The organism is Oribacterium sinus (assembly GCF_014202695.1).
Classification (GTDB): Bacteria; Bacillota; Clostridia; order Lachnospirales; family Lachnospiraceae; genus Oribacterium; species Oribacterium sinus.
Genome location: NZ_JACHHH010000017.1, coordinates 1 through 8,949 on the forward strand (window position 1 = coordinate 1; position 8,949 = coordinate 8,949).

11 protein-coding genes, 3 tRNA genes and 1 pseudogene are annotated in these 8,949 nt (G+C 44.9%); all 15 read right to left on the reverse strand.

From position 1 onward, the window contains the following. Nucleotides 1–81, reverse strand: a pseudogene (locus HNQ46_RS11775) (IS200/IS605 family transposase); the annotation flags it as partial. 191 nt (nt 82–272) lie between these two features. After that, complete coding sequence (gene rpsR, locus HNQ46_RS11780) at nt 273–545, reverse strand: 30S ribosomal protein S18 (RefSeq protein WP_007157529.1); 273 nt, start codon at nt 543–545, stop codon at nt 273–275. Between the two features lie 60 nt (nt 546–605). After that, the gene (locus HNQ46_RS11785) at nt 606–1,061 is read right to left on the reverse strand and encodes a single-stranded DNA-binding protein (protein WP_007157530.1); all 456 of its coding nucleotides are present in this window, start codon (nt 1,059–1,061) and stop codon (nt 606–608) included. A gap of 22 nt (nt 1,062–1,083) precedes the next feature. Beyond that, the gene (rpsF, locus tag HNQ46_RS11790; protein WP_183684864.1) at nt 1,084–1,425 is read right to left on the reverse strand and encodes a 30S ribosomal protein S6; all 342 of its coding nucleotides are present in this window, start codon (nt 1,423–1,425) and stop codon (nt 1,084–1,086) included. 107 nt (nt 1,426–1,532) lie between these two features. Further along, nucleotides 1,533–2,183 (reverse strand): GNAT family N-acetyltransferase, encoded by a 651-nt coding sequence (locus HNQ46_RS11795; RefSeq protein ID WP_183684865.1) that lies wholly within the window; start codon nt 2,181–2,183, stop codon nt 1,533–1,535. Then, nucleotides 2,176–3,171 (reverse strand): DUF2156 domain-containing protein, encoded by a 996-nt coding sequence (locus HNQ46_RS11800; RefSeq protein WP_183684866.1) that lies wholly within the window; start codon nt 3,169–3,171, stop codon nt 2,176–2,178. Before HNQ46_RS11800 ends, HNQ46_RS11795 begins: the two co-directional genes overlap by 8 nt. Before the next feature lie 346 nt (nt 3,172–3,517). Next, nucleotides 3,518–4,276, reverse strand: a complete 759-nt coding sequence (locus HNQ46_RS11805) for a tRNA1(Val) (adenine(37)-N6)-methyltransferase (RefSeq protein ID WP_183684867.1) — start codon at nt 4,274–4,276, stop codon at nt 3,518–3,520. A 36-nt stretch (nt 4,277–4,312) separates the two neighbouring features. Then, on the reverse strand, nt 4,313–5,152 hold the full coding sequence (locus HNQ46_RS11810; protein ID WP_007157536.1) for a PSP1 domain-containing protein: 840 nt from the start codon (nt 5,150–5,152) through the stop codon (nt 4,313–4,315). A 55-nt stretch (nt 5,153–5,207) separates the two neighbouring features. Beyond that, nucleotides 5,208–6,140: a hypothetical protein gene (locus HNQ46_RS11815; protein ID WP_183684868.1), complete on the reverse strand. Its 933-nt coding sequence runs from the start codon at nt 6,138–6,140 to the stop codon at nt 5,208–5,210. Nucleotides 6,141–6,191: 51 nt separating this feature from the next. Beyond that, complete coding sequence (locus HNQ46_RS11820) at nt 6,192–6,779, reverse strand: guanylate kinase (RefSeq protein WP_183684869.1); 588 nt, start codon at nt 6,777–6,779, stop codon at nt 6,192–6,194. Between the two features lie 14 nt (nt 6,780–6,793). Further along, nucleotides 6,794–7,390 (reverse strand): hypothetical protein, encoded by a 597-nt coding sequence (locus HNQ46_RS11825; RefSeq protein ID WP_183684870.1) that lies wholly within the window; start codon nt 7,388–7,390, stop codon nt 6,794–6,796. 188 nt (nt 7,391–7,578) lie between these two features. Beyond that, nucleotides 7,579–8,409 (reverse strand): biotin--[acetyl-CoA-carboxylase] ligase, encoded by an 831-nt coding sequence (locus tag HNQ46_RS11830; protein WP_183684871.1) that lies wholly within the window; start codon nt 8,407–8,409, stop codon nt 7,579–7,581. A 121-nt stretch (nt 8,410–8,530) separates the two neighbouring features. Beyond that, nucleotides 8,531–8,602, reverse strand: a tRNA-Glu gene (locus tag HNQ46_RS11835). A 21-nt stretch (nt 8,603–8,623) separates the two neighbouring features. Beyond that, nucleotides 8,624–8,694 (reverse strand) — tRNA-Cys (locus HNQ46_RS11840). A 36-nt stretch (nt 8,695–8,730) separates the two neighbouring features. Then, nucleotides 8,731–8,803: transfer RNA gene (locus tag HNQ46_RS11845), tRNA-Asn, on the reverse strand. Nucleotides 8,804–8,949: the final 146 nt, after the last annotated feature.

Genomic DNA, 8,949 nt, shown 5'->3' on the forward strand with positions numbered 1-8,949 from the left:
TCGCCTATACTTCGGTGTGAAGACAATATGATATTTACACATCCATTTCGTATGTGCTAATGCATATTCTTTCTTCGCCATAAAATCACCTTCCTGCAATATAGCTTGAACAACTTTATTGTATTAGGAAAGGTGATTTTTGTATAACAAGTGTTTCCCACTCGCATAGCGGGTGGTTTTTTGTATCAGAGCTAACATTTTTCAAATGTCAGCTCCGATACTGGCTAAAGTCCATGAAAAAAAAACAGCCCCACTTTCGTGGAGCTGTTTTTTTAATCTACCTGGTATGGTAACAGAGCAATGTGTCTTGCACGCTTGATAGCGGTAGTGATTGCTCTCTGATGTAATGCACAAGAACCTGTAATTCTTCTGGGAAGAATCTTTCCTCTCTCAGAGATATACTTTCTTAATGTTCCTACATCCTTATAATCTACCGGCTTTACCTTATCTCCGCAGAATCCACAAACTTTCTTTCTGCTGCGGAAGCCTGCGCCGGCTCTTCTTGGTCTTGCTGAACCACTCTTATCTGACTTCTGAAATGCCATGGCTTTCCTCCTTCTATATTGCAGCTATGCTGCTCTTCATCCTGAGGAAACCTTCCCTACCTAAGTGAAGGGGAGTCCCTCATCCTCTACCCCATCAGGTATATTCATAAATCCTTCTCCAAGATCCTCTTCTCCGCCGCCTACATAGGGGCCGGAAGAACGGGAATAGGAAGTGTTGCCTCCCTGTCCTTTGCTGTCTGCAAACTCCTGGTCATCCACAATAATATCTGTGGTATATACGGTTTGTCCGTCTTTGTTCTGATAACTGCCTGTCTGAATACTGCCGGATACCAACATACGCATCCCTTGATGCATATACTTCTCTGCAAATTCTGCTCTCTGTCCGAAGGACACACAACGGATAAAATCTGCTGTAGGCTGTCCATCGTTTTGGTTTCTGCGGCCTCTTCTGTCCACGGCAAGAGTATATCTTGCAATGGCCATGCTGTTCTCACCCTGGGAATACCGAATTTCCGGATCTCTTACCAATCTACCCATCAGGATAACTCTGTTCATGTTTTACTCGCTTTCCGCTTGCTTATTCAGCTGCTGCTTCTGCTGCAGGCTCATGCTTCTTTGTCTTAGCTGTTTCTTCTTCTGGCTTAACCACAAGATAGCGGATTACCGGCTCCATAATACGGATCTGGTCCTCGAGCTCGTTAGGAGTGTTTGCATCTCCTGTGAACGGGATGAAATAGTAGTAGGCTTCTTTCATGTGCTGAATTTCATAAGCCAGTCTCTTCTTACCCCACTCTTCGATAGGCTCTACAACAGTACCATTGTAACGGGTGATAAATCCCTTAATCTTTTCAATGGCTGCTGCTCTCTCCTCATCATCGAGCTTCGCACTGAGAACAACGCATAACTCATACTTGTTCATTCGCTTTTACCTCCTTTTGGTCTCTGGCCTTTCCTTTTGGAAAAGCAAGGAATAGTGATACAGCTAACAATGATAGCAAAGTTCTCTACTGTTTGCAAGCATTAAAATTAGTCCACGTCAATAATATAAATCCTCTCCTTTGCTAGTCTCTGCAAAAGAGCATCTTCCGTATCGTCTGTATAGCCGCTGAGCTTTCGAAAAGCCTCCGGGTTCAATATTTTCAGCATCACCACCGGATCCTCCGGCAGTTCATCCTCCTCATCGGAAAGAGTCCCTTCCTCCGCCCGTCTTTCTAAAAGTTCCTTGGTGGGAAGGGCATAAAGTACAGACTTTTCGATTTCTTCCAAAGGCTTTTCTTCCAGGCTAAGCTTTCCTATAGTCCGAAAGCCGTAGGGGCTGTAAATGCTTTCCGAAACGGGAATCAGGAAGCAAAAGGGCTCTCCCTCCTCCTCTAAAAGCGAAAAGGCACGGCGAAGCAGCTCTCCCATAACCCCCTGCTTTCTCTTTTCTTTCTTGGTACCGATGGCATAGAGGTAGCTTGCCGTAAGCTCCTTTTTAAAGAAGGACATCCGGAAAGGGTTGATATGGAGCATGCCCACAATCTCTCCCTCTTCCTCCATGGCAAGGATTCTCTTCGGTCTTTTACGATAATAGAAGTCCACAAAGTTTTCCGAATCCTCCGGGAAGATCTCCCGATACAAGGCCTTCGTTCTTTCCTGTTCCGCCTCCGTTCGGAGAAGAAGAATTCTTCTACTCATACTCTTCTACGTCCTTCTCGTATTTATCCGTAAGATACTTCTCATAGCCCTGGAAATCCTTCTGCAATACCATGTATTTTCTGGCAAAGCCGATGGGATTATAGCTTTCCTTTGCCTTCCGAAGACCTTGCAGTCCCATATCATCCTCTCGGTTTACCAGCTTTGCCTGGGGGAATTCATGAAGCAGAAATTCCTGATTAATCACCTGATAAATTCCGGGGACATTGGGATTTCCCTTTTCAATGGAGATGCTGGCCATTTCCTCACGGGGATTGTAAGCGCCGATGGAAAAGGCCTCCAGCTTTCCGTCTATGAATATGCCGCCGATATAGTGGTCGATGGTGAAGCAGTTTTGTAAAACCTCGTGGATTCCCTTGATTTCATATTCCAGGGTTTCCTCTCCGTTTCCTTCCTCCTTGATTCGGTGGGTATACCAACGATCCAAAAAGTCCCAAACCGCCTGTTTTTCCAGGCAGCGAATACTTCTGTACTCCCAGCGGCCCTCATATTCTCTCTTGAACTTGTTGACCAGGTTTTTCTTCTTATGAAAACGCTTTCCCGGCAGGGTTCGTAGCTCCTCAGCGTCATAGAGGTAGTCCTTGTAATCCTCCTCTTCCCGTACGATAAAGCGGGGATCCTCCTCCAAATGCAGGTACTTTACCGCCTCTTCGTCCGCCAGATAGATCTTTAAAGGCTTCTTCAAAACCTGATTAAAGTAATCCTTAATCAAATCAAAATACTGAGGCAAATCCTCTTCGTCACAGTAGGGCGTAGCGGTATACTGCTCTCCATCCTTTGCCATCAGAATAAAAAGAGCCTTGTCCTCCCACTCTGCTATGCGGGTGTCACAATATTCCGCCCAGAGGTAGCTGTCCAAAGCGCAACTATCACAGGTTTTGTTCGGTCTTCGATAAAAATAAGGAGCAATACGGACGGAGTCCTCCACCCGTATTGGCTCAAATACCAATTTTTTCGCATCCAATGCCATATTTGTCCTTCCTTTCAGGAACTGCTTACTACTTGGGACATTTTACCACAGAATGCAAAAAAGCTTGTGAAAAAATGATAAAATTCCTCCTTTCTTTTGAAATTTTTCATTCTTGAGAAAGACTTCTCTGTAGACTCTCTCCAAGTTAACAACGCTGACCGGTCTTAGCCTTACCATAACAAAAGAAAGGGCCTCTGCCTAGACTCCATATTCGGATAATATCCGTATACGGATAAGGTTTTAGCCCTTTCTCTACGTATTTCTCTATTGATTTTTCTCCTACTTCCCTGATTAATTAATGGGAGAAATACGACGGAAAGATGGCGCTTTCTGAGCCGGCTTTTTCCTAATCATTCACGCCATTATCCTCCGATGCATCCATTCCATAAATCTCCAGTAGCTCCTTGCTGTAGACGCCCTTTTCCCGATATAGAATCAGGGGCGGTAAAATCCGAAGCTCCACGGAGGCTCCCCGTACCGCTTCCAAAAGGAAAAGCTTTGCCTCTCCCTCCACAAAGGAGTGCACCATCTGCAATCTTTTCGGCTCCAGTCCCTTTTCCCGTAAAATGCTGATAATCTCCGCCATTCGTTTCGGCCGATGCACAAGATAAAACTTCCCCTTAGGCGCCAGTAAATATCTTGCCGCCTCCGCAACATCAGAAAAACTGCAGCTCACCTCATGTCTTGCGATATTTTTCTTTTCCAGCGGATTTTGCAGGTCTCCCTGCATATAGGGCGGATTTGCGGTCACCACCGTAAAGGAAGAAGCCAGGCTTTTCCCCTCTGCCGTCCTTTGCTCTTGGATTTTGCAAAGGTCTCCCTCCAGAATATGGATTCGCTCCTCTTCATTTAAGGCTACGGATCTTTTCGCAAGCTCCACCGCCTCCCTTTGAATTTCGATTCCGTAAATGCTTTCCGCCTCTGTTTTCGCCGACAAAAGTAAGGGCACAATCCCATTTCCGGTACAGAGATCGAAGACTCTTCCTCTCTTTACCCCCTGCTTTGCAAAATTCGCCAAAAGCACCGCATCCGTTCCATAACAAAAGGCTTCCGAATCTTGAATAATCCGGTAGCCCTTACATTGTAAATCATCTATTCTTTCCATGATAAAATTAATATTCTTTCCCTTTGAAAACCATACTTAGGCTTCGTCTTTTCTCCGTCTTGGCTTAAACTTCAGTTCCGAAACCTCATACTCCCGAAGCTCCTTCTCATCTTCCTTTTCCAAGTTTACAATCAGCTTTACCTTCTGGTTTAAGACGGAAACGGAAACCACCTCCCCCTTTAAGCCCTCCTTGGTGGTGGCATAGTCTCCCACTGCCGGCAGCTTGGAGTTTAAGAACTCATAAACCTCTTCTTCATTTTTCAAGCAACACATCAAACGGCCGCAGACCCCGGAGATACTGCTGGGGTTTAAGGATAAGCCCTGCTCCTTTGCCATCTTGATGGACACCGGAACAAACTCCGGAAGATAGCTGTGACAGCACAGAGGCCGACCGCAGGAGCCGTAGCCTCCCAGAAGCTTGGTCTCGTCTCTTACCCCCACCTGTCGAAGTTCGATTCTGGTACGGAAAATCGCCGCCAAATCCTTTACCAATGCACGGAAATCCACCCTGCCGTCCGCGGTAAAATAGAACAGTGCCTTTCCCCGGTCAAAGGTATATTCCACATCAATCAGCTTCATTTCCAACCCATGCTCTTGAATCTTCTTCCGGCAAATCTGAAAAGCTTCCCTTTCCTTCTCATGATTTACTTCGTATTGCTTCCGGTCCTCCTCTGTGGCCTTTCTGAGAATTTCCTTAAGAGGCATCACAATCTTTTCCTCCGGAAGCTCCTTATTGGCCATCAAAACTTCTCCGTATTCCACGCCTCTGGATGTTTCCACCACGGCAAACTCTCCCCTCGTAAAGCTTATGCCCTTGGGAGCGAAATAATATACCTTTCCCGCGGTTCGAAACTTTATTCCAATTACCTCTGTCATCTATAACCCTTTCTTTATGGCTTTTTCTATGGCTTTCTTTATGGCTTTTCTATAATTATGTATTGGATAAAAACAAAAAGAAATCTAAAATCTGATAGTTTTGGGCAACATTTACCGCCCGTCCTTCTTTATAGCGTTCTATATATTCTCCCCACTGCCCCAGTGTCCAATAGGAATATTTTTCCGCCATGGCCGTAATGCTCTCTCTGGCACTCTGTCCATAGAGCAAATGATGGTCTTTCGTGCTTTTATAGCATAACACATCCCGTAAAATAATATCAAGAAAACAGTAGAGCTCTTGCCCGTCCAGCTGTCCCAGCTCCTCCGCGTATTTCTGCATTTCCTCCTGCTTCTTATGGGCAATCTCCTTTAAAAAGGCGGGTAAGGCACGAAGAGCCGGAATTTCCTGTAGCAATTTCCACTGCTTATCAATGGGCATATCCCCCACATAGACTCGAACCACACGGCTCAAAACGGTGTCTAAAAGCTTGTTTTCATTTTCGCAAAGGAGAATCATGATAACATGCTCCGGAGCTTCCTCCAGGGTTTTTAAAAGGGCATTTTGAGCCTCCACCGTCATCTTATCGCTGTGGCAAAGCACGTAGACCTTGTACTGCCCTTCCTTCGGGGAAATGTCCACCGTCCCCTTCACTTCCTGACGAATCTGATCAATGGAAATGCTGGATTTCTTCTCTCCGTTTTCCTTCTCCTGATAATCCACAAAAATCAGATCCGGATGCTCTTCCTTTTCAATGCGAAGACTCAGACTGTCCTCCGGCTCTTCCTTTTCGCTATAAAAATCCGGCCGGTCCTCTGTGCTTTCTTCTTCCAGGGGAAGGCTGAACTGCTCTTCCGATTCTTCCTTTTTACTTTTATGAAAAAGCCGTACCACAAAGTCCTTCGCCATCTGACGAAGCAAGTCCTCTTCCTGCCCAATCACAAGATAAGCATGATGGATTCGATGATCCGGTATGGAAATCCCCTTCATTCCTTGCCTTTTCCTCTTCCTGTTCTCTTCTTATCACAATCGGATGACCCGCTACAGCCCTCTTTCCGTCCCCGATTTTATATCCGCCAGAATTTCTTCCACACATTTGTCAAAATCAAGATTGTGATAGCGTTTCTTAATGCCGGCTTCCCGAAGCTTTTCCTCCGAAAAATCCTTATTATCCGCCTGAAAACGTCTTTCCAGCTCCTCCAGAGCCTTGGGATCACTCCCCTGCTCCCGAGCCTTGGCTCGACTTAGGCGAAGCTCATCTTCCAGCTCAATATAAACAGGCTGAATAAATTCCTGCCCCAGATAGTCTTTAATACTGTTGTAGCTTTCCAAGGTTCCGATGCAGAGAAAACCCTTGTCTTTCTCCCGAAAACCTTCCTCATAAGCCGTACCGTAATACCAAAGTCCAAAGGCAGTATCGTAGCTGCGGCTTTCCATCATTTTCCCCTCTGAAAGAAGCTTTAAAAACTCCTCTTCCAAAAGAAAGTGATATTCCTCCCCCTCCTTTTCCATGGGGCGCATAGGCCTGGTGGTATAAGGAATAATCCTTTTTAAGTCGCTTCTTTTCACCAGCTCTTGGAAAATGCTATCCTTTCCTACAGCGGATTTTCCGCAGATATAGTATATCATTGCTCCTCATTCTCCTAAGGCTGGCCCGGGCCCTGATTGTCTCCGCTATCATCCGCAGACTTGGGGCCTTCTCCCACTACCGCATCATCAGAGCTATGACTCTTACTGCTTTTCTGACCGGCCGTAGATTCCTTCGTTGCTGCCGTACTACTCTTTTTACCGCTTTGACTCTCCAAGGTGGGAGATTCCCCGATACTTTCCTTGCTGCCCTTACCGGAGGAACTGCTTTCCTCTTTGGAGGCGGAATCTTTTCCGGATTCCTTCGTAGATTCCTTGGTACTCTCCTTATTGCTTTCCTCGGATTTGGTCGATGTTTCTTCCTCCGAGCTTTCTTCCGTAGTTTTTTCCGTCCTGGCTTCCGTTTCTTTCTTCTTGCTCTCTTTGGTGGCTTCCGTAATCACAACCGCTTCCTTACTGCTCTCTGAGGCGGCTTCCGTCGCCTTTAAATTCGGTAAAGAAAAGCCTGCAATATTCTTGAAAAACAAAAAGCAAACCACGATAGCCACAATGGCCAGGGATAAGGCGAAGAGCAGCTTCAGGATATCCCCGATAAAATTGGCTTCCTCCTCCACATGCTGCTCACTTCTTCTTTTCTTTCTATGATCCTTCATACCTAATCTATAACCCCTTTGCAAAAAACATTTTTCCTTAGAATCTTGCATATTTTAACATGAAAATGCAGAACAATCTATGAGGAACTAAGCCCAAGATTTAACTTGTCTTTATTGCTTCTATATTTTATGTAAAAAAGGAATTTCCTCTTCAAAATACTTTAAAAGAATTTCCTCTTTAAAATACTTTAAAGGAATTTCTCCTTTACTTCTCCGGAGGAAACAATCTTAGTACTGCCATCCCGGCAACGCACGGAAAGAGCCCCGTCCTCTAAAATCCCTTCTACCCTTCCTAGAAAATCCTGATGATTCTCCGTAAAGAGAATATCCTTTGTTAATAAGATATTTTCCGTCCTGTACTCTTCTTCCACCTTATCCTCATCTAATAGGGAAAAATAGTGAAACAGGATAGAAGCAAGAAACTGATTTCGATTTATATTTTCCTTCTTTTCTTCATCGTAATCAAACAAAGCCCCGGCAATATTGGAAAGCTCCTCAGGAAATCCGCTTTCCGGCAGAAAAAGATTAATCCCGATACCCATAATACAATAGGTTAAAGAAGTAGAATCGCTAAGCTGTCCTTCAGCCAAGATTCCCACAAGCTTCTTTCCCTTATAAAACAGGTCATTCACCCACTTAATGGAAAGCTCCATGCCAAAGACTTCTTTCACGGCACGTTTAACGGCTACCGCCGCATGGCAAGTTAGAACCAGGGGATTCTTATTCTGTCCCTTGGGCTTGGTCAAGATACTGAAGTACAGGCCAGAGCCCTTGGGAGAAAGAAAAGATTTGCCCATCCTACCCCGTCCAGCAGTTTGATAATCGCTAAGAAAGACTGTACCCTCCGGAATATGGGAAAAAATATCTTCTCCATAGGGAAGCTCTTGAATTCTTCTTTTACATTCCGTGTTAGTGGAGTCAATTTCATCAAAGAGCTGTACATGGGGTTCCAAGGCTAAAATCCCCTGATTTCTTAGCTGATAAAAACGCAATATTTCTGTAGAAGATAAGGGCTCCATAATTCCTCCAAATTTCTATATAATATCAGATTATTATGAATACAGATATATGAACATAAACTATTTGAAATCCAAAATAAATTTATATACAAAAAAATCCCAAGAACATCTTGGGATACCGTGACGCCAACGAGAATCGAACTCGTGATACCACCGTGAAAGGGTGGTGTCTTAACCGCTTGACCATGGCGCCATAACTCTATAGTAGAGCGAAAGGCGAAGACCGGATTTGAACCGGTGATCAGGGTGTTGCAGACCCACGCCTTACCACTTGGCTACTTCGCCACACATTCTCTTGTCTTAGCGAAGAGAAATGGGAAACGCCTCCAGATGGACTCGAACCAACGACACCGCGGTTAACAGCCGCGTGCTCTACCGACTGAGCTATAGAGGCATAAATAAATATCCGATTGAAAGAGTTTATCATAATAAAATAAAGATGTCAAGACAAAAACCAGACGCATTGGATAAGCCCTCGACCTATTAGTAACTGTCAGCTGAATGTATTGCTACACTTACACCTCAGTCCTATCTACCTCG

Bases quoted from the DNA above. Each gene is read 5' to 3' on its own strand.
- HNQ46_RS11795 (WP_183684865.1), bottom strand. From the start codon at position 2,183: ATGAGTAGAAGAATTCTTCTTCTCCGAACGGAGGCGGAACAGGAAAGA.
- HNQ46_RS11800 (WP_183684866.1), bottom strand. From the start codon at position 3,171: ATGGCATTGGATGCGAAAAAATTGGTATTTGAGCCAATACGGGTGGAG.
- HNQ46_RS11785 (WP_007157530.1), bottom strand. From the start codon at position 1,061: ATGAACAGAGTTATCCTGATGGGTAGATTGGTAAGAGATCCGGAAATT.
- HNQ46_RS11825 (WP_183684870.1), bottom strand. From the start codon at position 7,390: ATGAAGGATCATAGAAAGAAAAGAAGAAGTGAGCAGCATGTGGAGGAG.
- rpsF (WP_183684864.1), bottom strand. From the start codon at position 1,425: ATGAACAAGTATGAGTTATGCGTTGTTCTCAGTGCGAAGCTCGATGAT.
- HNQ46_RS11805 (WP_183684867.1), bottom strand. From the start codon at position 4,276: ATGGAAAGAATAGATGATTTACAATGTAAGGGCTACCGGATTATTCAA.
- HNQ46_RS11815 (WP_183684868.1), bottom strand. From the start codon at position 6,140: ATGAAGGGGATTTCCATACCGGATCATCGAATCCATCATGCTTATCTT.
- HNQ46_RS11810 (WP_007157536.1), bottom strand. From the start codon at position 5,152: ATGACAGAGGTAATTGGAATAAAGTTTCGAACCGCGGGAAAGGTATAT.
- HNQ46_RS11820 (WP_183684869.1), bottom strand. From the start codon at position 6,779: ATGATATACTATATCTGCGGAAAATCCGCTGTAGGAAAGGATAGCATT.
- rpsR (WP_007157529.1), bottom strand. From the start codon at position 545: ATGGCATTTCAGAAGTCAGATAAGAGTGGTTCAGCAAGACCAAGAAGA.
- HNQ46_RS11830 (WP_183684871.1), bottom strand. From the start codon at position 8,409: ATGGAGCCCTTATCTTCTACAGAAATATTGCGTTTTTATCAGCTAAGA.